This window comes from Microbispora sp. CA-102843 (genome assembly GCF_050936215.1).
In the GTDB taxonomy this organism is placed as follows: Bacteria; Actinomycetota; Actinomycetes; order Streptosporangiales; family Streptosporangiaceae; genus Microbispora.
Window position 1 is genome coordinate 1891660 of the sequence record NZ_JBNJNF010000001.1, and the last position, 26765, is coordinate 1918424.

Here is a 26765-nt window from a genome sequence, read left to right on the forward strand (position 1 = left end):
ACGTCAGTTGGAGAAAACGGGAACCCCGTCGCGGACGAGCTTCCAGTTCGCCTGGGCGAACGTCGCCGGGTCGATGGTGCCGGTCGCGGCGGCGTACTCGATCAGCGCCTGGCGGATCTCCACCTGGGCGTTGTAGACCACCGGGGCGGTCGAGACGTGCGGGAAGCCGCCGCCGCCCGACTGGCGGTAGTTGTTGATGGCCACGACGAACTGCTGGTCGGCGGTGACGGGCTTGCCCTGGTACGACAGGCCGACGATGCGCTGGCCGACCGGCTTGGAGATGTCGATGTCGTACGTCACGCCGGAGAGCTGGTCGTAGTTGTAGTCGGGCGTGCCGCCGGCGTTGGTGAGCGTGCCGAGGTCGATCGGCGCGCCCGGGGCGACCTGGGCGAAGTACCTCGCCGAGTACTCCAGGAAGTCCTTGATCTGGGCGCCGTTCAGCTTGATGCCGAGCAGCGTGTTGTCGTAGACGTACAGTCCGGCCATGTCGCGGACGCTGACCGGCCCGGCCGGGAACACGGCGGTGCGGCTGAACGGCGCGGCGATCGACAGCACGGGCAGCGAGGCGTCGGCGGTGCCGGCGACGGCCTTGCTGACGAGGTCGGTCTGGACCTTCTGGATGTAGTCGAGGATCGGCGTGTCCTTGTACGGCGACTCGGCCGCCGACAGCTCCTGGGTGGACTGCGCGACGACCTTGTTGACGTAGCCGACGGTCTTGTCGTGCTGCTCCTTCATGAGCGCGACGATCTTCGGGTCCTCGGCCACGGTGTTGGTGTTGAGCGTGTCGGACGACTTGCCGGTCACCGTCCACTTCCCGCGCTCCTTGGCGAGGGTGAAGTCGACGACGCTGAGGCGCTCGCCCCACTTGCTGGGCTCGGTCAGCAGCACCTGCTGCCCGGTGACCTTGTTGGTGACGAAGCGCTGCGGCACCTCGTTGTGCGCGTGGCCGAACAGGACGGCGTCGATGCCGGGCACCTGCTCGGCGACCATGGCGGCGGCGTTCTCCACCGGCAGGTCGGAGCCGTACGACGACATGCCGTTGTCACCCGCGTGGGCGGTGACCAGGACCACGTCGGCGCCGAGGCCGCGGATGACCGGCACCCACTTCTTGGCGGTCTCGACGAGGTCGAGGAACTTCAGCTTGCCGTCGACGTTCGCCTTGTCCCAGATCGCGATGCCGGGGTTGGTGAGGCCGAGCACGCCCACCTTGATCGGCTTTTCGCCCTTGACGTTCATGGTCTTGATGACGAACGGCTCGTAGGCCGGCAGGCCGGTCTTGGCGGAGACGGCGTTCGCGCCGAGGACCGGCGCCTTCATCTGCTTGACCCACGCGCCGAGCAGCGGCAGGCCGTAGTTGAACTCGTGGTTGCCCAGCGTCACGGCGTCGTACCCGATGGCGTTCATGGCCTTCGCCATGGGGTGGACCTCGCCGGTCGAGGTGATCGGCTCGATCTTGGCGTAGTAGTAGTCCAGCGGCGTGCCCTGGAGGGTGTCACCGGAGTCGAAGAGCATGGTGTGGTCGGCGCCGCGGTCGGCCCTGATCTTCGACACCATCGTCGAGATCTTCGCCAGGCCCACATCGTTGTGCGCGCTGTCGTCATACTCCGCGTTCTTGTAGTAGTCCCAGTTGAGCGCGTTTCCGTGGATGTCGGAGCTGGCCATGACGGTGATCTTGACCGTGTGGCTCGGGGCCGCTGTGGCGGGGGTGCCGGGCAGGAGGAGACCGAGGGCGACGACGCCGGCGCCCGCGGTCAGCCTGATCGCTGAACTCATGCTGCGTGACGATAGTGATGCGCAATTACCAACTGGTCACGAAGTCCTTAACCGGACATGTCGCTACACAGTGACACGCCTGTCACCCACGCTGAGCCACGCCGTGGGTAGGACCGTTGAGATGGCGGACAAACTCGAGACCTACCGGGCCAAGCGTGACGCGACGCGCACCAGCGAGCCGATCCCCGCCGAAGGGCCGCTGCCACGGGGCGAGGACGACACGTTCGTCATCCAGGAGCACCACGCCAGGTCCCTGCATTGGGACCTGCGCCTGGAGCGGGGCGGGGTGCTGGTCTCCTGGGCGATCCCCAAGGGCCTGCCGCCGGACCCCGCGACCAACCACCTCGCCGTCCACACCGAGGACCACCCCGTGGAGTACGCCCGGTTCGAGGGCGAGATCCCCAAGGGCGAGTACGGCGGCGGCACGATGACGATCTGGGACCGCGGCCATTACGCGACCGAGAAGTGGAGCGACAGCGAGGTCAAGATCGTGCTGAGCGGCTCCCGGGTCGCGGGCCGCTACGTGCTGTTCCGGACCCGCGGCCGCAATTGGATGATCCACCGGATGGACCCGCCCAGCGGGCAGTGGGAGCCTCCGCCCGCCGCGCTCGCGCCGATGACGCCGGTGACCCGCGCCCGCGTGCCGCGCGACCCGGAGGCGTACGCCTGGGAGTTCTGGTGGGGCGGTGCGCGGGCGCTCGCGTACGTGGAGGGGGGCAGGCTCACCCTGCGCGACGCGGGCGGCGCGGACGTCACCGGGGAGCACCGCTGGCTGCGCCCGCTGGCCGAGTCGTTCGGCAGCAGGGCAGCCGTGCTCGACGGCGAGGTCGTCACGTTCGCGGGCGCCCCCGTCTACGTCGCCTACGACCTGCTGTACGACGACGGCCGGTCGTTGCTGGACGAGCCGTTCGAGCGCCGCCGTACGGGCCTGGAGGACCTCGCGGTGAACGGACCGCGCTGGCAGACGGCGCCGTCCTGGCCCGGGGAGGTCCACGCGGTGAGGCGGGCGGCGGCCGAGCAGGGCCTGCCCGGCGTGGTGGGCAAGCGCCTCGAATCGGCGTACGCGCCGGGGGAGGAGTCCACCGCCTGGGTGCGGCTGCCCGGGAAGACGCCGGGGTGAGGCGCCAGGATGAGGCGGCAGGGTAAGGCGGACGACGCCGGGTAGGGAGGACGAGGGGGAGGTGTCGAGATGTCCGAGCAGCACCACCCGGTCACCGGCGAGCACAAGTACGAGCAGGAGATCTCCTCCTCGGGGGAGCACGAGGAGCGCCCGGGACGCAGCCTGATCACGACCGACCACGAGGTGATCAGGCGGTGGGCCGAGGAACGGGACGCCAAACCGGCCACCGTTCCCGGCACCGAGCACGAGGGCCGTCCTGGAGTCCTCCGGTTCGACTTCCCGGGCTACGGCGGCGGCGACCTGAAGGAGATCTCCTGGGACGAGTGGTTCACGTCGTTCGAGGAGCGCAAGCTCAACTTCATCTACCAGGAGCACCGCAAGGACGGCAGCCCGAGCAACTTCTTCCGGCTGGAGAACCCCGAGCGCGAGGACGCCTGACCCGCCTCACCGGTCCGCGCGGCCGTCCCGCGCGGCGGCGCTCGCCGATCGGAGCAGCCCGAGTTCGGCGGCGTAGTCCTCCAGCTTGACCCGCAGTTGCCGGCGTCCCCGGTGCAGCCGCGACATGACCGTGCCGATGGGGACGTCCATGATCTGCGCGATCTCCTTGTAGGCGAAGCCCTCCACGTCGGCGAGGTAGACCGCCAGCCGGAAGTCCTCCGGCAGCTCCTGCAGCGCCTGCTTCACCCGGGAGTCGGGCAGCCCCTCCAGGGCCTCCACCTCGGCGGACTTGAGCCCCGACGAGGTGTGCGAGGCCGCCTCGGCGAGCTGCCAGTCCTCCACGTCCTCGGTCGCGGCCCGCTGCGGCTGCCGCTGCTGCCTCCGATAGGTGTTGATGTAGGTGTTGGTCAGGATGCGGTACAGCCAGGCCCGCAGGTTCGTGCCCTCGCGGAACTGGTGGAAGTTGCTGAACGCCCGCATGTAGACGTCCTGCACCAGGTCTTCGGCGTCGGCGGGGTTGCGGGCGAGTCGTAAGGCGCCGGCGTAGATCTGGTCGATGTACGGCAGCGCGTCCCGCTCGAACCGCAGCCGTCGCCGTTCGACCGCCGTGTCGTCGACGATCGTCATATCCCCACCTCCTTGAGAGCATGCCTCTATCAGTTACGACCTCTTTGTCCGGTCCGGTCGCAGGGTCCGCCTACCCCTGGTCTCCCTTTCAACACGGCTCGCGCGTCTGTTTTCGGCTACCGCGCCCATCCCCGCGACCTGACCGAATGTCCGCGCCATCGGAGGGTAGGCGAAGACGGAGAGGCAGCAGCCCGAGGAGGAGGCCATGCCGAAGGACAACGCGGGGCCGGAACACCTGATCCCGGACCGGCTGCCGCCGCTGGCGCAGTCACCCGATGTGGAGCCCTGTGCGGACCTGGACGGCGGCGCGTCCGGCGACTGGCACGCCCCCGGCGCCGACTCGCCCGACGACGTCGAGGAACCCACGGACGAATGACGCCGGGCCGAATGACGCCGGGCCGAATGACACAGGGCCCGGCGGCGTTCAGGCGGCGTCGCGGCGACCGGCCGGCGGGGCCGTACCACCGGGAGCAGGGCCGCCGGGAGCAGGTCCGCCTGAGGGGGGTCCGCCGGGGGCGGGGCCTCCGGGAGTGGTGCCTCCGGGAGGGGGCGGAGCGAGATCGGCGCCGCGCGGCGTCCGGTACGGCACGCGCCCCCGCAGGTCCATCGTCTGGATGGTCCGGCTGATGTCGGTGGGGGTGACCAGGCCGACGAGGTGACCGTCGTCGAGCACCACGGCCCGGCCGTCCGAGCAGCCGCTCATCCGCTGGAGCAACTCCGTGAGCTGGTCGACGGGGCGCGCGGTGGGCACATCCGACGGCGGGCAGGCTATCTGCCGCAGCCTGGTGATCGCCCGGTCCTCGGCGGGAACGTGCCGGACGCGGCGCAGCGTCACCAGTCCCGTGAACCGGCCGTCGTCGTCCAGCAGCGGATAGGTGGACAGGTGGTGGCGGAGCACGAGCCGGTCGACCAGGCCGGCCACCGTCTCGTCGGGATGGGCGACGACCGGGTTGCGCGACATCACCTCACCCACCGTGATCCCGTGCAGAGCGGCGTCGATCTGTGTCTGCTGCTCCTCCGCGCTGGCCGCGTTCACCAGGAACAGGCCGATCAGGGCCAGCCAGAACCCCTGGAGCCCGAGGCCGGAGACGAGGTTGAGGAAACCGATCGCGATCAGGATGTAGCCGAAGACCCGGCCGGCCCGGGCGGCGGCCACGGCGGCCCGCACGCGGTCGTGCCAGCGGGCCCACAGGAAGGCGCGCAGCACCCGCCCGCCGTCCAGCGGCGCGGCGGGCACCAGGTTGAACACCGCCAGCAGCACGTTCACCGCGGCCAGGTAGCCGAACATCCCGCCGACCAGCGGCGGCGCGCCGATGACCGAAACCCCCCAGGACACGAGGGCGAAGACGCCGCCGAGCACGACGCTGGTCAGCGGCCCCACCCCGGCGATCTTGAGGTCGGCGCCGGGGGAGCGGGGCTCCCCGCGCAGTTCGGCCACCCCGCCGAGCAGCCAGAGCGTGATGCCGTTGACCTCCAGCCCGTGCCGCTTCGCGACGATTGCGTGGGCCAGCTCGTGCGCGAGCAGCGAGGCCAGGAAGAGCAAGGCCGACACCACCGCGGCCAGCACGTACGCCGCCATCGGCAGACCGGGGAAGGCGATGGGGAAGCGCCCTAAGGCCAGCCCGATCACCAGGATCACGACGATCACGAGGACGCTGATGTTGAGCCCGACCGGGACCCCGCCCACGCGGCCGAGACTGATCGACGATCGCATCCTGCCACCCCCTCGGCCCTCCGCTGTGACTGGCCTACCCACAAAGGCGCAGGTCACGCGGTGGAAGCGGGCAAGGAACGCACGCGACGGCGCGGGTGAGGCTCCCACGGTCCGGCGGATGCGGTTCGGCTGATGCCGGGCCCCGGCATCGCGGGGATGCCGGGGCCCGGATCAGGGCGACCGCCGGTGGCGGTCCATGGGATCAGCGCAGGTAGACCTTGGGCTGGGGTGGGGTGGCCATGCCGTTGCCGATGAAGAAACTCGGGTGGGGCGGCTGGTTGTAGGCGGTGTTCTGCCAGGCCAGGGCGACCCGATACTGCGGGTCGTGCAGCAGGGTGTGGATCTTGACGGTGGTGAGGTTGGGGGTGGAGTAGATCCGCAGGGCCCGGTTGTCGGTGGTGGGCCAGACGACCTCCTCGCGCCAGTCGCCGAGGATGTCGCCCGACAGCGAGGGGGTGGACTTGGTGCCGTTGTTGGAGTGCACTCCGGAGGCCGTCAGCAGTCTCGTGTCGCTACTGGTGCCGTACTTGTCGATGTGGGTGCCGTCGAGCAGCTCGCGGACGGGGTCGGCGTCCCACCAGGCGAGGAAGTTCATCGAGGACGGCTTGCGGCCCAGGGCGGCGCCGCTGGGGCTGCGCAGGGAGTCGTCTCGGGCCGACCAGGACTCGGCGCCGGGGCTGCCGGCCCAGATGTCGTCGGAGACGCCGCGGCCGTTGTCGCCGCCGGAGGCGGTGGACCACAGCACCTGGCCGGTGCGGGCGTCGGCGAACCAGGAGCCGGGCTTGCTGCTGTCCTCGTCGACCTTGAACTCCTCCAGGCCGGGCCGGGAGGGGTCGAGGTCGCCGACGTGCATGGCGTCGCCGTGGCCGTTGCGGGTGTTCCACAGCGGCTGGCCGTTGTCGTTGATCGTCATCGAGCCGAAGACGATCTCGTCCTTGCCGTCGGCGTCGACGTCGGCGATGGACAGGTTGTGATTGCCCTGTCCGGCGTAGGCGGTGTTGGAGTTGGAGTCGAACTTCCACCGCTCGACCAGTGAGCCGTTGCGGAAGTCCCAGGCGGCGATGACCGTACGGGTGTAGTAGCCGCGGGACATGATCAGACTGGGCCGCTGGCCGTCGAGGTAGGCGGTGGCGGCCAGGAACCGGTCCACGCGGTTGCCGTAGCTGTCGCCCCAGGAGGAGACCGTCCCGCGCGGTGGGTCGTAGTTCACCGTGGACATCGCGGCGCCGGTCTGGCCGTTGAACATGGTCAGGTATTCGGGGCCGGAAAGGATGTAGCCGTCGGAGTTGCGGTAGTCGGCGCCGGCGTTGCCGATGACCTTGCCGGTGCCGTCGACGGTGCCGTCGGCGGTCTTCATCGCCACCTCGGCCTTGCCGTCGCCGTCGTAGTCGTACACCTGGAACTGCGTGTAGTGCGCGCCGGCGCGGATGTTGCGGCCCAGGTTGATCCGCCACAACCGGGTGCCGTCCAGCCGGATGCCGTCGACGTACACCGGGTCGGTGACCCCGGCCTGGGAGTTGTCCTTGGCGTTGGACGGGTCCCACTTGAGCACCAGGTCCAGCCGGCCGTCGCCGTCCAGGTCGCCGACACTGGCGTCGTTGGCGCTGTAGGAGCTGCCCGGCGGGCTGATCGGCACGTCCAGATAGCCGTTGGCGAAGCGCAGCGAGGTTTCCGAGGCGGCTCCCTCACTGCCGCCGTCGACCGGGCGCACCGTGTAGGAGGCGTCGGCCGGGGCGCCGGAGTCCAGGTAGTCGGTGGAGTTGGTGACGGTGGCGATGCGGGTGCCGCCCCGGTAGACGTTGAAGGAGATGTCACGGGTCTCGGTGCCCCACAGCCGCCAGGACACCAGGTTGCCGCTGCCCGAGCGCACGCTGATCAGGCCGCGGTCCAGCCTCTCGGCCTGCTTGGCACCGCCCGGCACCGGCGGGGGGCTGGCACTGGGGCTGGCACTGGGGCTGGCACTGGGGCTGGCACTGGGGCTGGCACTGGGGCTCGCCGACGGGCTGGGCGAGGCGCTCGGGCTCGGCGACCGGCTCGGGCCGGCGCTGGGCGAGGGCGAGGAGTGGGTGCCGTCGCACACCGTCCCGTTGAGGGAGAAGGACGTCGGGATCGGGTTGGAGCCGTTCCAGGAGCCGTTGAACCCGAAGGCGGTGCTGCCTCCGGAGCCGATGGCGGCGTTGTAGCCGGCGTCGGTGACGGTGACGTTGGCGCCGCTTTGGCTGACGGCGCCGTTCCACAGCTGGGTGATCTGCTGGCCGGCGCCGAAGGCCCAGGTCAGCCGCCAGCCGTTGACGGCGTCACCCAGGTTCTCGATCGTCACGTTGGCGCCGAAGCCGCCCTGCCACTGGTTGGTGATCTCGTAGCTGACTCGGCAGGCCACCGCGGCGGTGGCGGGCGACTGTGTGGCGATCACCCCTGTGATCGCCACACAGAGGGTGCCGGCGGCCGCCGCGAAGCGGGCCGACGGCCAGATTAAACGTTTCATGAATCGTCCAATCTGGTGCGGGTTTCTGGTCGGTGGTGGACGTCACGAGACGCTAGAAACGCGGACGTAAAGGCGTCAAACATCCTTTGACGTCATGTCGAAGCGACAGCGAAGAGGGAGTTGTTTCGTTTCAGGTCAGCCGGGGGAAGGCCCCTCAGCGGAGCACGGTCCGCGCTTTGAAACTTTCGGAGTCGGGGGCGGCCACGCCGGTCGCCGCTGTCACCCCGGCCGGGTCATCGGCAGGGGCGTGCCGTGGAGGCGCGGACGACCAGCCGCGGCCGGTAGACCAGGCTCTGGTGCCGGTGGCCGGGGCGAGACTCGTCCAGCAGCATCGCGGCGGCGGTCCGCCCCAGCTCCCGCTTGGGCTGCCACACGGTGGTGAGCGGCGGAGCGAGCTGCGGGGCGAACACCACGTCGTCATACCCCACGACCGACATCTGCTGCGGCACCGCGATCCCGCGGTCCCGCAGGCCGCTGATCACCCCAAGCGCCGCGAGGTCGTTGAGGCAGACGATCGCGGTCGGCCGGTCGGGCAGTTGCAGAATGTGGTCCAGGGCGGCCTCGGCGGTCGCGGCCACGTCCGGCGGAGGCACCCGCACCTCCAGCACCGCATGGTCGGGATCCAGCCCCGCCTCGCGGAACGCCTTACGCACCCCCGCGTGCCGGTCGGTGGTCTGCTGCACCTCCACCGAGCCGGTGAGCATGACGACCCGCCGGTGCCCCAGGGAGATCAGGTGGGCGGCAGCCTGCTCGCCGCCCGAGACGTTGTCGACCGACACCGAGCACAACCGTCCGTCGCCCCGGTGATCCAGCAGCACCACCGGGACGCCGCGCTCGGACAAGGCGACCAGCGGCTCCACCCCGGTCGCGACCGGCGTGATCAGCACGCCGCGCACTCCCTGCTTCTCCAACTCGCCCAGGTAGTGCTGCTCGCGCCCCGGCTGCACGTCGGTGCTGCAGGTCATCAGCATGCACCCGTCCTGCAGCAGCCGGTCCTCCACGCCCCGGCACACCTCGGTGAAGAACGAATTGGCCAGGTCGAGCACCACCGCGCCGACCAGAGGGCTCGGCACACCGCGCAGCCGTCTGGCCACGTTGTTGGGCACGTACCCGACCTGTTCCATCGCCGCCAGGACGCGCCGGCGGGTCTCCTCGGCGACCAGCTCGGGGTTGTTCAGAACGTTGCTGACAGTCGACGGCGAGACGCCGGCCTTCTCCGCGACAGAACGCATGCCGCGGCGGCGCGGCGCGGAGACCTCCGAGGTATCCCCATCCACAAAAGCACCATATCCAGCCGAGGCGAGCAAAAGATCGCGACACTGAGCCCATGGGACCCGATGGGAATTCTCCCTCATCCGGCGCGCTGTCCGTGCCGGACCTCGACCGCGGCGGTCGGTTCCGAGCGGCGCCTGGCTACTTCATCTCGTCCAGCACCCGGGGGACCACGTGACGCTCATGTTGCCGGAATAGGTCGCCTGAGTGGTGTCGGCGACCTGGATCTTCCCGTCGGGGTACTTGTAGATCAACTTGACCTGGTACGTCTGCACGATCTGGGAGATCCCCGCCGAACGGTTCGGGCCGGTGGTCACCCAGTAGGGGCAGAGGGACTGCATTTTGTGGGGAAACCACTCCCCATGGGACTGCTCGATGACGTGGTCCTGCGCGGTGGAGTTGTACTCGGTGCCCAGCCCGTTCGCCCACGGGTTGAACGCCACGCTGCTGCTGGGATAGTTGCACACCTGGTAATTGCCCTTGTCGAAGTTGGGGCTTTCCCTGCCGGCGGCCACTCCCCAGGTCTCCGTGCCGGTGCAGGGTTCGATGTAGCGCTGGGAGCCGGTGGGCGTCACCTCCACCGTGATCGACACCTCGTCGGCCCGGGCAGCGGTGGGTATGCAGAACAGTGCCGCGGTCATCGCCACTGCCGCGGCGCCGGCGACGGCACGCGCCGCCGGACCGACGTCGAAACTGAAGCCCATCTGATCGTCCTTTCCTCTTGGGTGTCATCGCAGCACCGTGTGACAGGTGCTGTGTGACAGTAAGGAAACGGACTTAGTAGGCGCTTGAAGCGGAATCGCGAATACCTGAGAACGACTTGGTCGTGGCTTAGCGAGCGAGTTCGCCGCGGCACCGCTTGGCGGCCGACAGGGCGCGGCGGCGGCCGCGGACCTCGCCAGGTATGTCCGCGGCCGCCGCCGGGGGATCACTTCAGATAGATGTTCGGCCTGGCGGGCGTCGCCATGCCGTCCCCGAGGAAGAAGCCGGTGTGGGGCGGCTGGTTGTAGGCGGTGTTCTGCCAGGCGACCGCCACCCGGTAGGTGGGGTCGTGCATCAGCGTGTAGATCTGCCGGTTCGCCGTCGCGGTCGTGCTGTAGATCCGCAGGGCGGTGTTGTCGCTCGTCGGCCAGACGACCTCCTCGCGCCAGTCGCCGAACAGGTCGGCCGACAGGGACGGGGTGGACTTGGTGCTGTTGTTGGAGTGCACTCCGGAGGCCGTCAGCAGTCTCGTGTCGCTACTGGTGCCGTACTTGTCGATGTGGGTGCCGTCGAGCAGCTCGCGGACCGGGTCGGCGTCCCACCACACGAGGAAGTTCGTCGAGCCCGGCTTCCGCCCGACGTTCTGCCCCTTGGTGTTGAAGATGCCGCTGACGGCGGACGACCACGACTCTGCGCCCGGGCTGCCGGACCACACGTCGTCGGAGACGCCGCGCCCGTTGTCGCAGCCGCAGGAGGCGTTGCTCCAGATGATCGAGCCGGTGCGGGCGTCGGCCATCCACGCCGCCGGCTTGCTGGTGTCCTCGTCGACCTTGAACACCTCCAGCCCGGCGTGGGAGGGGTCGAGGTCGCCGACGTGCAGCGCGTCGCCGTGCCCGTTGCGGGTGTTCCACAGCGGCTGGCCGTTGTCGTTGATCGCCATCGCGCCGAAGACGATCTCGTCCTTGCCGTCGGCGTCGACGTCGGCGACGGCCAGGTTGTGGTTGCCCTGGCCGGCGTACTGGCTGCCGGCGGAGTCGGAGTCGAACTTCCACCGCTCGACCAGTGAGCCGTTGCGGAAGTCCCAGGCCGCGATGACCGTACGGGTGTAGTAGCCGCGCGACATGATCAGCGATGGCCGGGCGCCGTCCAAATAGGCCGTCGCGGCGAGGAAGCGGTCCACCCGGTTGCCGTAGGAGTCGCCCCAGGAGGAGACCATCCCGCGCGGCGGGTCGTAGTCCACCGTGGACATGGCCGCGCCGGTCTGGCCGTTGAACATCGTCAGATATTCGGGACCGGACAGGACGTAGCCGGAAGAGTTGCGGTAGTCGGCCGAGGAGCTGCCGATGACCTTCCCGGTGCCGTCCTTGGTGCCGTCGGCGGTCTTCATCGCCACCTCGGCCTTGCCGTCGCCGTCGTAGTCGTACACCTGGAACTGCGTGTAGTGCGCGCCCGCCCGGATGTTGCGGCCGAGGTCGATCCGCCACATGCGGGTGCCGTTCAGCTTGTACGCGTCGACGAACACGTCGCCGGTGTAGCCCGACTGGGAGTTGTCCTTGGAGTTGGACGGGTCCCACTTCAACACGAACTCGTACTGCCCGTCGCCGTCGAGGTCGCCCACGCTCGCGTCGTTGGCGCTGTAGGTGTAGGCCACTCCGTCGGGCGTGGTGCCGCCGGACGGCGGCTGGATGGGCACGTCGAGGTGGTCGCCGCCGGTGAAGCGCAGCGACGTCTCCGACGCCGCCTGCTCCGCGCCGTTCACGACCGCTCGCACGGTGTACGTGGCGTCGGCGGCGGCCCCGGAGTCGAAGTAGTTCGTGGAGCTGGTGATCGGCGAGGAGTTCAGCTTCGTCGAGCCCCGGTAGACGTTGAACCCGGTGCCGATGCTCTCGGTGCCGAGCAGGCGCCAGGAGACCAGGTTGCCGCTGCCGGACCGCACGCTGATCAGACCCCGGTTGAGGTCCTCCATCTGCCGCGCGCCCGCCGGGATGCTCGTGGGGCTCGCCGACGGGCTGGGCGAGGGGCTCGCCGAAGGCGACCGGGTCGGGCTCGCACTGGGGCTCGCACTGGGGCTCGCACTGGGACTCGCGCTGGGGCTGCTCGTGACCCCGCCGGTGCAGGTGGTGCCGTTGAGCGCGAAGCTCGCGGGCACGGGGTTGGACGAGTCGTTCCACGAGCCGTTGAAGCCGAACGACGCCGTGCCGCCGGTGGGGATAGATGCGTTGTAACCGGCGTCCTTGGCGCTGACCTGCGCGCCGCTCTGGGTGACCGTGGCGTTCCACGCCTGCGTGACGGTCTGGCCCGCCGTGTACGACCAGGTGAGCGTCCAGCCGCCGACCGCGTCGCCGAGATTGGTGATCGTGACGGCTGCTCCGAATCCGCCCTGCCACTGGTTGGTCACCTGGTAGTCCACCCGGCAGCCCGCCGCCGCCGAGGCGGGCAGGGCGGGCAGGACTCCGGCGCCCGCGAGCGCGGCGGCCGAGGCCACGGCGGCGACCAGGGCGGATCTTCGTCGTATGGTCATCTAGAACTCCATGAGGGGCTGCCGATGAGTCGTGACGGCGCCGGAACGCACCGCGCCAGACGCGTGATCGGGTTCTCCGAAGCGGGACCTCCGGGGGGCGGGCCGGGCCCGGCGGCTACGGTGCGACGGGATGCGCCGGGGGGCCGTCATCACAACGCGAAACCGGTGGTGTGGTCAATCAGCCCCGGTTCAAAAATGTGAACGCAATCATCGGACGCGTCCTGATGCGTCGATCTGTGGCTGGTAGGAGCCGCGGCGGGCGTTTCACCTGCACGTCGGCGCCGCTCGCCGAGCATTGAAACTTTCAGCGCCGCCGCCATGCGGAAGCCTGTGAACGATCACAGGTCTGATCTCTCACGGCTCTCCCGTCCCAGCGCCGGCGCTCATGCGGAGCCGCTGCATCCGCCCCGCCGTTCCGGTTCGAAGTCCATGAAGGGAGCCGTCGTGGTGCGGCCGGTCAGGGAGGAGATCCGCTCATGCCACAGCCTGCCACGGTGATCGTCGTCGGCGCGGGGCTCGCCGGCCTGGCCTGCGCCTGGCACCTGCGTCAGGAGGGGATGCCGGTCCACATCCTGGAGGCGTCCGACGGCGTGGGCGGCCGGATACGCACCGATCTCGTGGACGGCTTCCGGCTCGACCGGGGGTTCCAGGTCTTCAACACCGGCTATCCGGAGGCCCGGCGGGTCCTCGACATCCCGGCGCTGAGCCTGCGCCCGTTCAGCTCCGGGGTGATGGTCTTCCGCGAGGGGAGGCGCGAGCGGGTGATGCTGCCCTGGCGGCATCCGGGCCAGGCGCTCAGCGGCCTGCTCGCCCGGGTGGGCACGCCGGTGGACAAGGCCGTCATGGCCGCCGTGACCACCCGCGACCTGCTGCTGCCCGACGCGCTGATGCGACGGCGCGGGGGCGCCGCGGAGCGCACGACCGAGGCCGAGCTCCGGCGCTGGGGCGCGTCCCCGGAGATCGTCGAGAACCTGTTCCGCCCCTTCCTCGCGGGAGTGCTGCTGGAGCGGGAGCTGGAGACCTCGGGACGCTACTTCCACCTGCTGTGGCGGGCGTTCGCCCGGGGCACGATCGGCCTGCCGGCCATGGGCATGGGCCGGATCCCCGCCCAGCTCGCCGCCCGCCTGCCGGAGGACGCGATCCGGCTGGAAACGCCGGTCAGCGCGCTGACGGCCGACGGTGTGGCCCTCGCGGGCGGGGGCGAGATCGCGGGCGCGGCCGTGGTGGTGGCAGTGGACCCGCCCACCGCGGGACGGCTCGTGCCGGGCCTGCCGGTCCCCGCGATGCGGTCGGTGACGACCTTCTACCACGCCGCACCGGTCTCGCCGCTCGGCGAGCCGACGCAGATCGTGGACGCGGAGGGCCTGATCACCGACACCGTCGTGCTCACCGACGCGGCCCCCGAGTACTCATCCGACGGCCGGGCGCTGATCGCCACCTCGCTCCTCGGTGTCCACACGGACCGGGACGAGCCCCGGGTGCGGGCCCGGCTCACCGAGATCTATGGCGACACCTCGTCGTGGGAACACGTCGCCACCTACGCGATCGAGGCGGCCCTGCCCGCCATGCCGCCCCCGATGCCGCTGCGCCGCCCTGTACGTCTGGAAGCAATGCGCCTCGAGGCGGTGGGGCTGGGCGCCCGGCGCTACGTGTGCGGCGACCACCGGGACACCGGCTCCCAGCAGGGCGCGCTGGTCTCCGGGCGGCGGGCCGCCCGGGCGGTGCTGGAGGACCTGCGCCGGGCGGCGCGGGTCCGGGGCCGCCGCACGGCCCCGACCCGCCAGCCCTGAACGCCGCGCCTATCTGTCGCCGTTGCCGGGCAGGTCCAGCCAGCGCTGCATGCAGACGATGAGCTCCTCCGCGTCCACCGGCTTGGTGACGTAGTCGCTCGCGCCCGACGACAGCGTCTTCTCCCGGTCGCCGTGCATGGCCTTCGCGGTGACCGCGATGATCGGCAGCTGGGCGAAGCGCGGCATGGACCGGATGGCGGAGGTGGCGGCGTAGCCGTCCATCTCCGGCATCATGATGTCCATCAGCACCAGGTCCACGTCGTCGTTGCGCGCCAGCACGTCGATGCCCTTACGGCCGTTCTCCGCGTACAGCACCTGCATGCCGTGCAGTTCGAGGATCGTGGTGAGCGCGAAGACGTTGCGCACGTCGTCGTCCACGACCAGCACCTTGCGGCCGACGAGCGCGCTGTCGAGCTTCCCGACCTCCTGCGCCCCCTCCTCCGACGCCGGCTGCACGAGCGGCAGAACGTTGCCGGGCTCCTCGGCGGACAGGTGCAGGGTGATCCGCTCGCGCAGCTCGTCGAGGCTGGGCAGGCGCTCCAGCGGCTGGTTGCGGGAGCGCACCTGCAGCAGGTCCTCCTGCGGGCGTGACAGCTTGCGCGAGTGGTGCGCGAGCACCGGCAGCGCGCGCAGCGCCGGATCGGAGTCGAGCCCCTTGAGGAAGTCGGCCGCGGCGTCGTGCGGCATGCCGAGGTCGAGCACGACGCAGTGGACGCTCTCCTGCCGCAGCATCGACAGCGCGGAGTGGGCGTCGCTCGCGGTCGACACCTGGACCCGCCCGTGGGTGTCGTGCAGGTCGGCCGCGACGCTCTGGGCCAGCATGGACAGCAGACCGCCCGCCCTGGCCTCGACGACCAGCAGGCGGCGCCCCGCCCTGCCGTCGTCCCTGCCGCCCGAGGGCTGCGCCGCCGCGGGCGCCGGGTGCGGGACGATCAGCGGCGGCTCCTCTTCCCCCGCCACGGGTTCGTCCCTCTCGGTGCCGTCGAAGTGGGCCAGCGGGAGGTAGAGCGTGAACGTGCTGCCCTCGCCCAGCGTGCTGGTCGCGCGGATCTCGCCGCCGAGCAGGGTCGCGATCTCCCGGCTGATCGACAGGCCGAGGCCGGTGCCGCCGTACTTGCGGCTGGTCGTGCCGTCGGCCTGCTGGAAGGCGTCGAAGATTTGCGAGAGGTTCTCCGCTGCGATGCCGATGCCGGTGTCCACCACGTGGCAGGCCAGGATCTCCTGGCCGGCGGCGCCCGGCAGGCCCACGTCGGCCGCCCGTTCGATGCGCAGCTCGACCGAGCCCGCCTCGGTGAACTTGACCGCGTTCGACAGCAGGTTGCGCAGCACCTGCCGCAGCCGCTGCTCGTCGGTCAGCAGCTGGGCGGGCACGTCGGAGGCCACCGTCACCCCGAACCGCAGCCCCTTCTGGGTGGTCAGCGGGCGGAAGTTGGCGTCCACGTAGTCGAGCAGCTGGCGCAGGCTGACCGGCTCCGGCGTGATGTCCATCTTGCCGGCCTCGATCTTGGACAGGTCGAGGATGTCGTTGATGAGCTGGAGCAGGTCGGTGCCGGCCGAGTGGATGACGTTGGCGTACTCCACCTGCTTGGGCGTCAGGTTGCGGGTGGGGTTCTGGGAGAGGAGCTGCGCCAGGATGAGCAGCGAGTTGAGCGGGGTGCGCAGCTCGTGGCTCATGTTGGCGAGGAACTCGCTCTTGTACTTGGACGCCAGCGCGAGCTGCTGGGCGCGGTCCTCCAGCTCCTGGCGGGCCTGCTCGATCTCGCTGTTCTTGGTCTCGATGTCGCGGTTCTGCTGAGCCAGCAGCTCCGCCTTCTCCTCAAGCTCGGCGTTCGAGCGCTGCAGCTCCTCCTGCCGCACCTGCAGTTCTGTGGCGAGCCGCTGCGACTCGGTCAGCAGCGCGTCGGTGCGGGCGTTGGCCACGATCGTGTTGACGTTGGCGCCGATCGTCTCGACGAGCTGCTCCAGGAAGTCCCTGTGGATGTTGGCGAAGCGCCCGAGGCTGGCCAGCTCGATCACGCCGAGCACCTGGTCCTCGACCACGATCGGCAGCACGATGAGGTTGACGGGCCCGGCCTCGCCGAGGCTGGACGACACGGTCAGGTAGCCCGCCGGGATGTCCTCCACCAGGATCGTCCGCCTGGCCTGCGCGGCCTGGCCGACCAGCGACTCGCCGAACGCGTAGCGGCGCGAGGTGTCGCGGTGGCCGTAGCAGCCGACCACCCGCAGCTCCGCGCCCGCCGGGGTCTCCTCGGCCAGCAGGAACGTGCCGTGCTGCGCGTTGACCAGCGGGGCCAGCTCGTTCATGACCAGCTCGGCGACCGCCGACAGGTCGCGGTGGCCCTGCATGAGCCCCGAGATGCGAGCGAGGTTGGTCTTGAGCCAGTCCTGCTCCTGGTTGGCCCTGGTCGACTCGCGCAGGGACTCCACCATGGAGTTGACGTTGTCCTTGAGGTCGGCGAGCTCGCCCTCGGCGTCCACGGTGATCGACCGGGTCAGGTCGCCGGAGGTGACCGCGCTGGTCACCTCGGCGATCGCGCGGACCTGGCGGGTGAGGTTGCCGGCCAGCTCGTTGACGTTCTCGGTCAGCCGCTTCCAGGTGCCCGACACGCCCTCGACCTCGGCCTGACCGCCGAGGCGGCCCTCGCTGCCCACCTCGCGGGCGACGCGGGTGACCTCGGCGGCGAACGAGGACAGCTGGTCGACCATCGTGTTGATGGTCGTCTTCAGCGCGAGGATCTCGCCGCGGGCGACGACGTCGATCTTCTTGGTCAGGTCGCCCTGGGCGACGGCCGTGGTGACCTGGGCGATCGAGCGCACCTGGTTGGTGAGGTTGTCGGCCATCGAGTTGACGTTGTCGGTGAGGTCCTTCCAGGTCCCCGCCACGTTGGGCACCCGGGCCTGGCCGCCGAGCTGGCCCTCCGTACCCACCTCGCGGGCGACGCGGGTGACCTCGTCGGCGAACGCGCTCAGCGTGTCGACCATGGTGTTGATGGTCTGGGCGAGCGCGGCGACCTCGCCCTTGGCCTCGACGGTGATCTTCTGCGACAGGTCGCCCTTGGCGACGGCCGTGGCGACCTGGGCGATCGAGCGGACCTGGCTGGTGAGGTTGGACGCCATCACGTTGACGGAGTCGGTCAGGTCCTTCCAGGTGCCCGACACGCCGCGTACGGTGGCCTGGCCGCCCAGCCGTCCCTCGGTGCCGACCTCGCGGGAGACGCGGGTGACCTCGTCGGCGAACGACGAGAGCTGGTCGACCATCGTGTTGATGGTCTCCTTCAGCTCCAGGATCTCGCCGCGGGCGTCGACGCGGATCTTCTGCGACAGGTCGCCCTTGGCGACGGCCGTGGTGACCTGGGCGATCGAGCGCACCTGGTCGGTGAGGTTGTCGGCCATGACGTTCACCGACTCGGTCAGCGCCTTCCAGGTGCCGGAGACGCCCTTGACGTCGGCCTGGCCGCCCAGCCGTCCCTCGGTGCCGACCTCGCGGGCGACGCGGGTGACCTCGTCGGCGAACGCGCTCAGCGTGTCGACCATGGTGTTGATGGTCTGGGCGAGCGCGGCGACCTCGCCCTCGGCCTCGACGGTGATCTTCTGCGACAGGTCGCCCTTGGCGACGGCCGTGGCGACCTGGGAGATGTTGCGGACCTGGCTGGTGAGGTTGCCGGCCATGAAGTTGACGGAGTCGGTGAGGTCGCGCCAGGTGCCGGAGACGCCCTTGACGTCGGCCTGGCCGCCGAGTCGTCCCTCGGTGCCGACCTCGCGGGCGACGCGGGTGACCTCGTCGGCGAAGGAGGACAGCTGGTCGACCATGGTGTTGACGGTGTTCTTGAGTTCGAGGATCTCGCCGCGGGCGTCGACGGTGATCTTCTGGGAGAGGTCGCCCTTGGCGACGGCGGTGGTGACCTCGGCGATGGAGCGGACCTGGCTGGTGAGGTTGCCGGCCATGAAGTTGACGGAGTCGGTGAGGTCGCGCCAGGTTCCGGCGACGCCGGGCACCTGCGCCTGGCCGCCGAGCTGGCCCTCGGTGCCCACTTCGCGGGCGACGCGGGTGACCTCGTCGGCGAACGACGAGAGCTGACCGACCATGGTGTTGACGGTGTTCTTGAGTTCCAGGATCTCGCCGCGGGCGTCGACGGTGATCTTCTGGGAGAGGTCGCCCTTGGCGACGGCGGTGGTGACCTCGGCGATGGAGCGGACCTGGCTGGTGAGGTTGCCCGCCATCGCGTTCACCGAGTCGGTGAGGTCCTTCCAGGTGCCCGACACTCCCGGCACCTCGGCCTGGCCGCCGAGCTGGCCCTCGGTGCCCACCTCGCGCGCCACGCGCGTCACCTCGGAGGTGAACAGGGAGAGCTGGTCGACCATCCCGTTGAAGACCGTCGCGATCTCCGTCAGCAGGCCGTCGCCGTCCTCCGGGAGCCGGGTGCCGAAGTCGCCGTCCCGTACGGCGGTGAGGCCGGCCAGGAGCTGCCGCAGATCCAGTTCGGGGTCACCGCCGGCGGCGCGCGCGGAACGCGCACGCTTCGCGGTGCCTACCCTCTCGACCATGTCCACCCTCGCGATCGCCGTCTGAACTGGAAAAAGAAAGCATATAAAGCACTGCTGAACGCGTCGTCCCCTGTGACCGACGGAGCGGGCACACCGGCCTGCAAGGCTACCGGGCGGACGATCTCCGCGGAGCGCCCGCACAGGCGACGTGTCGGTGTCGATCGGGACTTCGGGGTACATCCGCAGCGTGCACGTACTGCGCCTGTGCTCCGTCTTCGCCGCGCCCGTGACCGCGCTGCGGGGCAGGGGTGTGCGGTTCGATCCCGTGGGGGGCAAGCAGAACCACTGCGCGCGGCTCAGCGAGGCGCTCGACCGGCTCGGCGTGCGGCAGACGATCGTCACCACCCGCCCGCCAACCGCCCCGCGTACGGAGGACTTCGGACGGCACGGGCGCCTGGTGCGGCTGGGGCCGATCCCGGCGGGCCGGCAGATGTACGCGGTGGCGGCCTGGCCGTTGCTGTCCCGGCTCCGGAGGGAGCCGACCTGGTCCACGCCCACCTGGGGGAGGACCTGGCCGTCGTGCCACTGGCGCTGCGCGCGGCCGGCCACGCCCGCGTGCCGTTCGTCCTCACCGTCCACTGCAGTCCCGGCCACACGGTGAGTGGCCGTACGCCGCGGGCGCTGTTGCTGCGGCACCTCGGGGGAGCGCTCGAACGGCGGGGCACGGCCCGCGCCGACGCGGTGATCGTGCTCACCCCGCGCATGCGGGACGTCCTGGTCGGCGGCGGCGTCCCGGCGGGCCGCGTCCACGTGATCCCCTCCGGGATAGCTCCGGTGTTCACCCGGCCCGCCGGCCCGGGCCCGCTGCTCGACGGCGTGCCCGTGCCGCGCGTGCTGTACGTGGGCCGCCTGCACGACCAGAAGGGAGTGGACGTCCTGCTGCGGGCGCTCGCGCTGCTCGGCGACCCGCCGGTCCTCCTGGTGGTGGGGGACGGGCCGCGCGCCCGGCGGCTGCGGGAGCTCGCGGAGCGGCTGGGCGTCGCCGCCCGGGTCCACATGCTCGTCCCGCCCGAGCGGCCCGAGCCGCTGGCCGCCGCCATCCGCCGCCTGCTCGGCGACCCGGCGGAGGCCAAGGAGCTGGCCGCCAACGCCCGGCGCAGGGTCGCCGAGCTGCACTGGGACAAACTCGTCCACCGGGTCCACGCGGTGTACGGCAAGGTGCTGCGGGGGCGGACGCGGATCGGCGCACGGGCCTGAGCCTCACCCGGTGGAGTCGCGGCCGGCGTCGAACACCTTCTCGTAGTGCTCGCGCGCCTGCTCGACCACGGAGTCATCGAGCCACGCGACCGGCTCGACCTGGTCGATGAGCGGCTCGTGGTCGGGGCCGCGGGCCACCATGCGACCGGTCAGCACCCATGCGTGCCGCTCCTCGTCCTTCTCGGCCAGGTGTGTGTACTTGCAGATCTGACGGGCCAGCCAGTCACGGAGGGGGAGGGTCCACCAGCGTTCGGCGTCGAGCACGGTCACCGACAGGCCGGGAAGTTCCAGACGGCTCTCGTAGTCGACGCTCGGCTTGCCGGAGTCGGCGTCGGGGCCCTTGGAATAGCGCAGGTACAGCCCGGGCCGGTGCTCGACGAGCTCGGTCAGCTCGTCCAGGCTCTTGATCGTCGGTATCCCGCTCACACCTGATCACGTCCGGCACTCGTATCGTTTCCCACTTCCGGGCCGCCGTGGAGGCCGGAAACGGCTGTCCGCAACCATCCGTGGGCGGTGCTGTCCCCACCTCCCCATCCGCCAACAGGGCAAACCCGTGTGAGCGCACGGTGCGGGACTGAAAGGCTGACGATGCATCCCAACCTCGACCCGGAACTGAGGGCGGCCGTCGAGCGGGAGCCTCCCGCGACCGCGAATCTGTCGGGCGCGACGCACGAGGACCTACTGGCGCTGCGAGCCCGCCGGTCCGCCGACCTGGCCGCGGCGGCGCCACAGGTGGGCCAGGGGGTCCGCGTGGAGGACGTGGTCGTCCCCGGCCCCGGCGGCGACCTGCGGCTGCGCGTCTACCGGCCGGCCGCCCAGGACGGCCCGCTGCCGGGGGTGTACTGGATCCACGGCGGTGGCATGGTGCTCGGCAGCCCCGAGGCGGACGACGCCCGCGCGGGGTCGTACGTGCGCCGCGTCGGCTGTGTGGTGGTTTCGGTGGACTACCGGCTCGCGCCCGAGCACCCTCATCCCGCGCCCGTGGAGGACTGCTACGCCGGTCTCGCCTGGACCGCCGCCCATGCGGCCGATCTCGGCGTCGACGCCGGCCGGCTGGCGGTGGGCGGCGTGAGCGCCGGTGGAGGGCTCGCCGCGGGGACCGCGCTGCTCGCCCGCGACCGCGGCGGGCCCGAGCTCGTCTTCCAGCTCCTGCTGTGCCCGATGCTCGACGACCGCGAGGTGACACCCTCCGGCCGCTCCTTCGAGGACGCCGTGACGTGGAACCGCGGCTCCAACCGGTTCGGCTGGTCGGCCCTGCTCGGCGACGCGGCCGGAGGCGAGGACGTGCCGGTCCACGCCGCCCCCGCGCGGGCCGCCGACCTGTCCGGCCTCCCCCCGGCGTACGTGGACGTGGGCGAACTGGAGGTCTTCCGCGACGAGTGCGCCGAATACGCGCTGCGGCTGGCCCGGGCCGGGGTGCCGGTCGAGTTCCACCTGTGGCCGGGGGCCTTCCACGGCTTCGACACCGTCGTGCCCGGTGCGACACTCAGCCGCAGGGCCCGTGCCGAACGCGTCGCCGCCCTCACCCGTGCCCTTATTGAGGGGCTGACCAGGCCGGGCCCTGCGTTGAGGATCTAGCCGCAGTACATCCACTTGCCCGACGGGGTGCCGCCGCGGACGAGGGGCTTGGAGCCGATCCTGACCGCCCCGGCGAACTGGACGCACCGATGGTCGACGCCGTAGATGTGCACCGGGCCCGCGAACCACTTGTACTTCTCGCTGCCGCTGGCGGCCCCCTTGTCCGGGCCGTCGTACTTCTTGTTCTGGTTCTTGTCCACGAAGAGCTCGACGTACAGGTAGCTCGTCTTCCCTATGTAGGAGGGCGCCACCCGGGCGATGGCGCACTTCGCGTGCGCGGTGGGGCTCTGGTAGAGGGTGACGGTGCCGTACGACTTCCCGTCCTTGGCGCCCTGGGTCAGCGGATAACTGGCCACCTTGCGGTACGACTGCCCGCACGAGCCCTTGGGATAGGCCTGCGCCGGGCCCGCGGACACCACGGTGAGGGCGGCGACGGCGGCCACGGTCATGCCGCCCGCGGCCCAACGAGTGATCTTCCGTCGGTTTGCCATCGATCACCCCTGATGAGTAGATATGGGCATGATCACGCTAGCATGACCGCTTTGATTGGTTCAGATCTTCGGGTGACGTAGTAGAGCAGGGCGGGCAGGTCGCCTTCGGCCTCACTTCGGAAACCCGCGTCGGGGACCGGCGATGGCGGCCGTGTAAATGGTTTGAGAGTCACATACGGCCGCATCTGGCGCCGATGACGACTCCCTGGGGGCACGCATGAATGAGGTCGGCTATCCCGGTCGCCCGGGAAGAGGTCCCCTGGACCCCTTGTCACCGACCGTGACTATTACCTGCCATGGCGTGATGTTCGGTCAAGCGGTTCGGTGACATTGCCGAGAGGTGTTCCCCTCGGCCGGTCGATGCGGTCTCAGGGGCGCTGCTCGCGTTCGGCGAGGAGACGGGTGGTCTCGTCGGAGACCTCGCTGGCGAGGACCGCCGAGACCACGTCGATGAGGTGGCTGGTGAACAGGCGATCGTCCCGGGCCGGGGGGCCGCTCGCCCGCCGGGCCAGTTCCACGTACGTCATGCGGATCGCCATGAAGCGCTGGTGCAGGCGTACGGCGGTCTCGGGGAGGAGCGGGGCGACCAGTTCACGCCAGCGGTCGATGCTGCCGCCGCCGTCCTCGGGGAGGCTGGGCGGCATGCGGTGGACCAGTTGCTCCATGACGCGCAGATAGTCCCGCCCGCCGTCGGGGTCGGCCAGCTTGGCGGCGGCCGGGCGGACGAGCGCGGCGGCGAGGGTGCGCCGGGCCTGGGCCGGGGAGTGGGAAGCAGGGGAATAGGAAACACAGGGCAGCGGGCCGCGTGCCTCGTACTCGTCCAGAAGCTGGTGGCGTCGCGCCTCGATCTCCGGCCGGTGCTTGGCGAGCACCGCCTTCAGCAGCCCGGCGCGGTCGCCGAAGTGGTACTGCAGCGCCGTGGAGTTGCGCTGCCCGGCGGCGGCGTTGATCTCGCGCAGCGAGACCGCGTCGATGCCGCGCTCGGCGAACAGCCGCTCGGCGGCGTCCACGAGCCTCCGGACCGTGGTCTTCGCCGGCATCGCGCCTCCCTTGTCGCTCGTACGGCCAAAGGATACGGTATTTCAGGCGATCGCATTATTTGACATGTCAGCCGCATTATCGTGCCCGAGGGAGGATCATGGCCATCGACTTCACGCTCGCCCCCGAGCACGAGGAGATACGCGCGCGGGTGCGGGCGTTCGTCCAGGAGACGGTGATCCCGGCGGTCAAGCCGTTCGAGGACTCCGAGGAGAAGGTCCTCGCCCGCGAGGAGTACCTGCGCACGATCTTCGACCTGCGCCGCAGGGCCAAGCGGGAGGGGCTCTGGCTGCCGCACATGCCGAAGGAGTGGGGCGGCATGGGCCTCGGCCACGTCGCGCTGGCCATGGTGCAGGCCGAGGCGGCCAAGACCAGGCTCGGCCCGTGGGTGCTCAACTGCGCGGCCCCCGACGAGGGCAACATGCACACGCTGCTGCACTGGGGCACCGACGAGCAGAAGGAGCGCTACCTGCGGCCGCTGCTCGACGGCGTGAAGATGTCGTGCTTCGCTATGACCGAGCCAGAGGTGGCCGGCTCCGATCCCACGCTCATCCGCACGAACGCCGTGCAGGACGGCGACGAGTGGGTGATCAACGGGCACAAGTGGTTCATCTCCAACGCCCGCAGGGCGAGCTTCGCCATCCTGATCGCGAAGACCGAGTTCGACCTGCCGGAGGGCGCCCGGGGCGCCAACACCGCCTTCCTCGTCGACCTGCCCGCCGACGGCTGGAACGACGTACGCGAGATCGAGACCATGCACGGCTCGACCGGCCACAGCGAGATCGTCATCACCGACCTGCGCCTGCCGGACTCCGCCGTGCTCGGCGGGCGGGGCAACGGCCACCGGCTGGGCCAGTACCGCCTCGGCCCGGCCCGGCTGGCGCACTGCATGCGGTGGATATCCCAGGCGGAGACGGCCCTCGACATGATGGTGGGCAGGGCGCTGGACAGGTTCAGCCACGGGTCGCCGCTCGCGGACAAGCAGGGCGTGCAGTGGATGATCGCCGACTCGGCCATGGAGCTCTACCAGTGCAAGCTCATGGTCCTGCACGCCGCCTCGAAGATCGACAAGGGTGAGGACTTCCGCACCGAGGTCTCGATGGCCAAGCACTTCGTGGCGAACAGCCTCAACCGGATCGTCGACCGGGCCATCCAGATCCACGGCGCGCTCGGCTACTCGACCGACACCCCGCTGGCGCACATGTTCCAGCACGCGCGATGGGCGCGGTTCGCGGACGGCGCCGACGAGATCCACCAGATGCGCATCGCCGAGCGCACCATCGACGCGTACCGGGCCACCGGCTCGACCAGGGCCGCAACGGGAGGGCTGCCGCTGTGAACACCGACGACATCTCCAGCAAGGTCGCGCTCGTCACCGGCGGCGCGGGCGGCATCGGCGCGAGTGTCGCCCGCCGCCTGGCCGCCTACGGCGCGCATGTCGTGCTGGCCGACGTCGACGCCGAGGCCGGGGCGCGCACCGCCGAGGAGATCGGCGCCGCGTTCGTGCGGACCGACGTGTCGCGGCTGGAGGACAACCAGGCCGCGGTCGCGCTCGCGGTCGAGCGGCACGGACGTCTCGACCTCGCCTTCCTCAATGCGGGCGTCGCCTCGGGGGTTCGGACTCGGCGAGGAATTCGACCTCGCCCGCTACCGGCGCGCGATGGGGGTCAACCTCGACGGCGTCGTCTTCGGCGTGCACGCCGCGCTGCCGGCGATGCGGGCCGGGGGCGTGATCGTGGCCACCGCGAGCATGGCGGGGATCGTGGGCATCCCGTCCGATCCCGTCTACGCGGCCAACAAGCACGCGGTCGTCGGGCTCGTCCGCTCGCTCGGCCCGCAACTGGAGCCCCTCGGCATCCGGGTGCAGGGGCTGTGCCCGTCGTTCGCGGACACGGCGATCCTCGACGCCGAGGCCAAGGCGCTGCTGGACGAGCTGAAGTTCCCGATCCTCGACGTCGAGACGGTCGTCGACGCGTTCTTCTCGCTGCTGGCGAGCGAGGGCAGCGGCGAGTGCTGGTTCGTCGTGCCGGGACGCGAGAGCCAGCCCTTCCTCTTCCGCCGCGCCCCCGGCCCCCGCTGATCGGCGTCCCCGGCGGGAAGCCGGCGCGGGGGCCCTACCCCGGCGTACGGAGCCTTGTGATCGGTTCCCGATAATGTGTTCGCCAGAAGCCGCCGGGGCGACGGCCGGGTGGAAGCGGAGCGAGGGCGAGCGCGATGAGCTGGGCGGACTTCCAGTACGAGATCTACCTCAACGGCATGACCGGGGCCGTGCCCCGGCTGCCGACCGACCTGAACCGCCTGGAGGAGATGGCCGAGCAGCGGCTCGGCCCGGGCCCGGTCGGCTACGTCGCCGGCAGCGCGGGCAGCGGGCGCACCGAGCGCGCCAACCGCGAGGCGCTCGACCGCTGGCGGATCGTGCCGAGGATGCTCCGCGACGTGGGCGAACGCGACCTGTCGGCGACCGTGCTGGGCAGGAGACTCCCCGCGCCGCTGGCGCTGGCGCCGATCGGCGTGCTGTCGATCATGCATCCGGAGGCCGAGCGGGCCGCCGCCCGCGCGGCCGCCGCGACGGGTGTGCCCTTCATCCTGTCGTCGGCCTCCAGCACGCCCATGGAGGACGTCGCGGCGGCCATGGGGGACGGCGAACGGTGGTTCCAGCTCTACTGGGGCAAGGATCGCGAGGTCACCCTCAGCTTCCTCTCCCGGGCCAAGGCGGCGGGGTTCACCGTGCTGGTCGTCACCCTCGACACGCCGCTGCTGGCCTGGCGGCCCCGCGACCTCGACCAGGCGTACCTGCCGTTCCTGCACGGCGTCGGCACCGCCAACTACTTCACCGACCCGGCGTTCCAGGCTGGGCTCGCCCGTCCCGTGCAGGAGGACCCGAACGCCGCCGTCCTGCACTTCGTGGGGATGTTCGGCGACCCGGGCAAGACGTGGCCGGATCTCGCGCTGCTGCGCGAGCACTGGGACGGCCCGATCGTGCTGAAGGGCGTCCTGCATCCCGACGACGCCCGCCTGGCCGCCGACGCGGGAATGGACGGCGTCGTCGTCTCCAACCACGGCGGACGCCAGGTCAACGGCTCGATCGGGGCGGCCGACGCCCTGCCCGCCGTCGCCGACGCCGTGGCCGACCGGCTCACCGTGCTGTTCGACGGCGGCATCCGCACCGGGGACGACATCGTCAAGGCGCTCGCGCTCGGCGCAAGGACCGTGCTGCTGGGCCGTCCGTACGCGTACGGACTGGGCCTGGACGGCCAGGCGGGAGTGGAGCACGTAATCCGCTGCGTGCTGGCGGAGGCCGATCTCACCCTGGCCCTGTCCGGCTGCGCCGGGGTCGCCGCGCTCACCCCGGACCTGCTCACGCGGATCTGACCCGGTCCTCGTGTGGTCGATCCCCGAGTTGCTCGGAAATTCCGCTGCCCCGGCGGTCTCCGCTGAGCATGACGGCGCCATGGTGCGGGCATGGCTCGTATG

The 26765-nt window shown here is 70.7% G+C and carries 22 protein-coding genes and 1 pseudogene; 11 read left to right on the plus strand and 12 right to left on the minus strand.

Features of this window, described 5'->3' with window-relative positions:
* Positions 1-3: 3 nt before the first annotated feature.
* Positions 4-1773 carry a 5'-nucleotidase C-terminal domain-containing protein gene (locus ACQEVJ_RS08825; protein ID WP_433099014.1) on the minus strand — a complete coding sequence of 590 codons (1770 nt, stop codon included), beginning with the start codon at positions 1771-1773 and terminating at the stop codon, positions 4-6.
* 121 nt (positions 1774-1894) lie between these two features.
* On the opposite strand from ACQEVJ_RS08825, the gene ACQEVJ_RS08830 reads away from it, so the two are divergent.
* Both ACQEVJ_RS08830 and ACQEVJ_RS08835 read left to right on the plus strand, forming a co-directional pair.
* The gene (locus tag ACQEVJ_RS08830) at positions 1895-2893 is read left to right on the plus strand and encodes a DNA polymerase ligase N-terminal domain-containing protein (protein WP_433099016.1); all 999 of its coding nucleotides are present in this window, start codon (positions 1895-1897) and stop codon (positions 2891-2893) included.
* A 69-nt stretch (positions 2894-2962) separates the two neighbouring features.
* On the plus strand, positions 2963-3331 hold the full coding sequence (locus ACQEVJ_RS08835) for a hypothetical protein (protein WP_433099018.1): 369 nt from the start codon (positions 2963-2965) through the stop codon (positions 3329-3331).
* Positions 3332-3337: 6 nt separating this feature from the next.
* On the opposite strand, the gene ACQEVJ_RS08840 is transcribed toward ACQEVJ_RS08835, so the two are convergent.
* Positions 3338-3958 carry a sigma-70 family RNA polymerase sigma factor gene (locus ACQEVJ_RS08840; RefSeq protein ID WP_433099020.1) on the minus strand — a complete coding sequence of 207 codons (621 nt, stop codon included), beginning with the start codon at positions 3956-3958 and terminating at the stop codon, positions 3338-3340.
* 205 nt (positions 3959-4163) lie between these two features.
* Here ACQEVJ_RS08840 and ACQEVJ_RS08845 point away from each other — a divergent pair, with 205 nt between their 5' ends.
* The gene (locus ACQEVJ_RS08845; RefSeq protein WP_433099022.1) at positions 4164-4334 is read left to right on the plus strand and encodes a hypothetical protein; all 171 of its coding nucleotides are present in this window, start codon (positions 4164-4166) and stop codon (positions 4332-4334) included.
* A 48-nt stretch (positions 4335-4382) separates the two neighbouring features.
* Here ACQEVJ_RS08845 and ACQEVJ_RS08850 read toward each other — a convergent pair whose 3' ends face one another.
* The 6 genes from ACQEVJ_RS08850 to ACQEVJ_RS08875 all read right to left on the minus strand — a co-directional run bounded on the left by ACQEVJ_RS08850 (position 4383) and on the right by ACQEVJ_RS08875 (position 12972).
* Positions 4383-5672 (minus strand): site-2 protease family protein, encoded by a 1290-nt coding sequence (locus ACQEVJ_RS08850; protein ID WP_433099024.1) that lies wholly within the window; start codon positions 5670-5672, stop codon positions 4383-4385.
* A gap of 202 nt (positions 5673-5874) precedes the next feature.
* On the minus strand, positions 5875-8157 hold the full coding sequence (locus ACQEVJ_RS08855) for a cellulose binding domain-containing protein (protein ID WP_433099026.1): 2283 nt from the start codon (positions 8155-8157) through the stop codon (positions 5875-5877).
* Between the two features lie 233 nt (positions 8158-8390).
* A complete protein-coding gene (locus ACQEVJ_RS08860) occupies positions 8391-9434 on the minus strand; it encodes a LacI family DNA-binding transcriptional regulator (protein ID WP_433099028.1) in 1044 nt (347 codons plus the stop codon).
* Positions 9435-9575: 141 nt separating this feature from the next.
* Positions 9576-10133 (minus strand): hypothetical protein, encoded by a 558-nt coding sequence (locus ACQEVJ_RS08865; RefSeq protein ID WP_433099030.1) that lies wholly within the window; start codon positions 10131-10133, stop codon positions 9576-9578.
* A gap of 224 nt (positions 10134-10357) precedes the next feature.
* Positions 10358-12652: a cellulose binding domain-containing protein gene (locus ACQEVJ_RS08870; protein WP_433099032.1), complete on the minus strand. Its 2295-nt coding sequence runs from the start codon at positions 12650-12652 to the stop codon at positions 10358-10360.
* 149 nt (positions 12653-12801) lie between these two features.
* Entirely contained in the window at positions 12802-12972 is a 171-nt protein-coding gene (locus tag ACQEVJ_RS08875; RefSeq protein WP_433099034.1) for a hypothetical protein, read from the minus strand.
* 156 nt (positions 12973-13128) lie between these two features.
* Here ACQEVJ_RS08875 and ACQEVJ_RS08880 point away from each other — a divergent pair, with 156 nt between their 5' ends.
* The gene (locus ACQEVJ_RS08880; protein WP_433099036.1) at positions 13129-14442 is read left to right on the plus strand and encodes an FAD-dependent oxidoreductase; all 1314 of its coding nucleotides are present in this window, start codon (positions 13129-13131) and stop codon (positions 14440-14442) included.
* Between the two features lie 9 nt (positions 14443-14451).
* Here the strand turns inward: ACQEVJ_RS08880 and ACQEVJ_RS08885 are convergent, their stop codons facing one another.
* Complete coding sequence (locus ACQEVJ_RS08885) at positions 14452-18987, minus strand: HAMP domain-containing protein (RefSeq protein WP_433099038.1); 4536 nt, start codon at positions 18985-18987, stop codon at positions 14452-14454.
* 187 nt (positions 18988-19174) lie between these two features.
* On the opposite strand from ACQEVJ_RS08885, the gene ACQEVJ_RS08890 reads away from it, so the two are divergent.
* Positions 19175-19588 (plus strand): hypothetical protein, encoded by a 414-nt coding sequence (locus tag ACQEVJ_RS08890; RefSeq protein WP_433099040.1) that lies wholly within the window; start codon positions 19175-19177, stop codon positions 19586-19588.
* Positions 19507-20184 (plus strand): glycosyltransferase family 4 protein, encoded by a 678-nt coding sequence (locus ACQEVJ_RS08895; protein ID WP_433099042.1) that lies wholly within the window; start codon positions 19507-19509, stop codon positions 20182-20184. The genes ACQEVJ_RS08890 and ACQEVJ_RS08895 overlap by 82 nt, the downstream gene beginning before the upstream one ends.
* 3 nt (positions 20185-20187) lie before the next feature.
* On the opposite strand, the gene ACQEVJ_RS08900 is transcribed toward ACQEVJ_RS08895, so the two are convergent.
* Positions 20188-20610 (minus strand): DUF6098 family protein, encoded by a 423-nt coding sequence (locus ACQEVJ_RS08900; protein WP_433099044.1) that lies wholly within the window; start codon positions 20608-20610, stop codon positions 20188-20190.
* 162 nt (positions 20611-20772) lie between these two features.
* On the opposite strand from ACQEVJ_RS08900, the gene ACQEVJ_RS08905 reads away from it, so the two are divergent.
* On the plus strand, positions 20773-21762 hold the full coding sequence (locus ACQEVJ_RS08905) for an alpha/beta hydrolase fold domain-containing protein (RefSeq protein WP_433099045.1): 990 nt from the start codon (positions 20773-20775) through the stop codon (positions 21760-21762).
* Here the strand turns inward: ACQEVJ_RS08905 and ACQEVJ_RS08910 are convergent.
* Together ACQEVJ_RS08910 and ACQEVJ_RS08915 are read right to left on the minus strand one after the other, a co-directional pair.
* The gene (locus tag ACQEVJ_RS08910; protein ID WP_433099047.1) at positions 21759-22253 is read right to left on the minus strand and encodes a hypothetical protein; all 495 of its coding nucleotides are present in this window, start codon (positions 22251-22253) and stop codon (positions 21759-21761) included. The two genes, ACQEVJ_RS08905 and ACQEVJ_RS08910, sit on opposite strands and share 4 nt — an antisense overlap.
* A 368-nt stretch (positions 22254-22621) precedes the next feature.
* Positions 22622-23293 carry a helix-turn-helix domain-containing protein gene (locus tag ACQEVJ_RS08915; protein WP_433099049.1) on the minus strand — a complete coding sequence of 224 codons (672 nt, stop codon included), beginning with the start codon at positions 23291-23293 and terminating at the stop codon, positions 22622-22624.
* A 98-nt stretch (positions 23294-23391) separates the two neighbouring features.
* On the opposite strand from ACQEVJ_RS08915, the gene ACQEVJ_RS08920 reads away from it, so the two are divergent.
* The 4 genes and pseudogenes from ACQEVJ_RS08920 to ACQEVJ_RS08935 all read left to right on the plus strand — a co-directional run bounded on the left by ACQEVJ_RS08920 (position 23392) and on the right by ACQEVJ_RS08935 (position 26663).
* Complete coding sequence (locus tag ACQEVJ_RS08920; protein WP_433099051.1) at positions 23392-24630, plus strand: acyl-CoA dehydrogenase family protein; 1239 nt, start codon at positions 23392-23394, stop codon at positions 24628-24630.
* Positions 24627-24842 (plus strand): annotated as a pseudogene (locus ACQEVJ_RS08925) (SDR family NAD(P)-dependent oxidoreductase); the annotation flags it as partial. The gene ACQEVJ_RS08920 and the pseudogene ACQEVJ_RS08925, both read left to right, overlap by 4 nt.
* 43 nt (positions 24843-24885) lie before the next feature.
* Positions 24886-25371 (plus strand): SDR family NAD(P)-dependent oxidoreductase, encoded by a 486-nt coding sequence (locus ACQEVJ_RS08930; protein ID WP_433099053.1) that lies wholly within the window; start codon positions 24886-24888, stop codon positions 25369-25371.
* Positions 25372-25505: 134 nt separating this feature from the next.
* A complete protein-coding gene (locus ACQEVJ_RS08935; protein WP_433099055.1) occupies positions 25506-26663 on the plus strand; it encodes a lactate 2-monooxygenase in 1158 nt (385 codons plus the stop codon).
* Positions 26664-26765 lie beyond the last annotated feature (102 nt).

What these genes read in the sequence shown, in the direction of transcription:
- ACQEVJ_RS08875 (WP_433099034.1), bottom strand. Translation starts at nt 12,972, where the DNA reads ATGGCGGCGGCGCTGAAAGTTTCAATGCTCGGCGAGCGGCGCCGACGT.
- ACQEVJ_RS08840 (WP_433099020.1), bottom strand. Translation starts at nt 3,958, where the DNA reads ATGACGATCGTCGACGACACGGCGGTCGAACGGCGACGGCTGCGGTTC.
- ACQEVJ_RS08930 (WP_433099053.1), top strand. Translation starts at nt 24,886, where the DNA reads ATGCGGGCGTCGCCTCGGGGGTTCGGACTCGGCGAGGAATTCGACCTC.
- ACQEVJ_RS08835 (WP_433099018.1), top strand. Translation starts at nt 2,963, where the DNA reads ATGTCCGAGCAGCACCACCCGGTCACCGGCGAGCACAAGTACGAGCAG.
- ACQEVJ_RS08910 (WP_433099047.1), bottom strand. Translation starts at nt 22,253, where the DNA reads ATGGCAAACCGACGGAAGATCACTCGTTGGGCCGCGGGCGGCATGACC.
- ACQEVJ_RS08825 (WP_433099014.1), bottom strand. Translation starts at nt 1,773, where the DNA reads ATGAGTTCAGCGATCAGGCTGACCGCGGGCGCCGGCGTCGTCGCCCTC.
- ACQEVJ_RS08850 (WP_433099024.1), bottom strand. Translation starts at nt 5,672, where the DNA reads ATGCGATCGTCGATCAGTCTCGGCCGCGTGGGCGGGGTCCCGGTCGGG.
- ACQEVJ_RS08935 (WP_433099055.1), top strand. Translation starts at nt 25,506, where the DNA reads ATGAGCTGGGCGGACTTCCAGTACGAGATCTACCTCAACGGCATGACC.
- ACQEVJ_RS08870 (WP_433099032.1), bottom strand. Translation starts at nt 12,652, where the DNA reads ATGACCATACGACGAAGATCCGCCCTGGTCGCCGCCGTGGCCTCGGCC.
- ACQEVJ_RS08885 (WP_433099038.1), bottom strand. Translation starts at nt 18,987, where the DNA reads ATGGTCGAGAGGGTAGGCACCGCGAAGCGTGCGCGTTCCGCGCGCGCC.
- ACQEVJ_RS08905 (WP_433099045.1), top strand. Translation starts at nt 20,773, where the DNA reads ATGCATCCCAACCTCGACCCGGAACTGAGGGCGGCCGTCGAGCGGGAG.
- ACQEVJ_RS08865 (WP_433099030.1), bottom strand. Translation starts at nt 10,133, where the DNA reads ATGGGCTTCAGTTTCGACGTCGGTCCGGCGGCGCGTGCCGTCGCCGGC.
- ACQEVJ_RS08830 (WP_433099016.1), top strand. Translation starts at nt 1,895, where the DNA reads ATGGCGGACAAACTCGAGACCTACCGGGCCAAGCGTGACGCGACGCGC.
- ACQEVJ_RS08915 (WP_433099049.1), bottom strand. Translation starts at nt 23,293, where the DNA reads ATGCCGGCGAAGACCACGGTCCGGAGGCTCGTGGACGCCGCCGAGCGG.
- ACQEVJ_RS08880 (WP_433099036.1), top strand. Translation starts at nt 13,129, where the DNA reads ATGCCACAGCCTGCCACGGTGATCGTCGTCGGCGCGGGGCTCGCCGGC.
- ACQEVJ_RS08845 (WP_433099022.1), top strand. Translation starts at nt 4,164, where the DNA reads ATGCCGAAGGACAACGCGGGGCCGGAACACCTGATCCCGGACCGGCTG.
- ACQEVJ_RS08855 (WP_433099026.1), bottom strand. Translation starts at nt 8,157, where the DNA reads ATGAAACGTTTAATCTGGCCGTCGGCCCGCTTCGCGGCGGCCGCCGGC.
- ACQEVJ_RS08920 (WP_433099051.1), top strand. Translation starts at nt 23,392, where the DNA reads ATGGCCATCGACTTCACGCTCGCCCCCGAGCACGAGGAGATACGCGCG.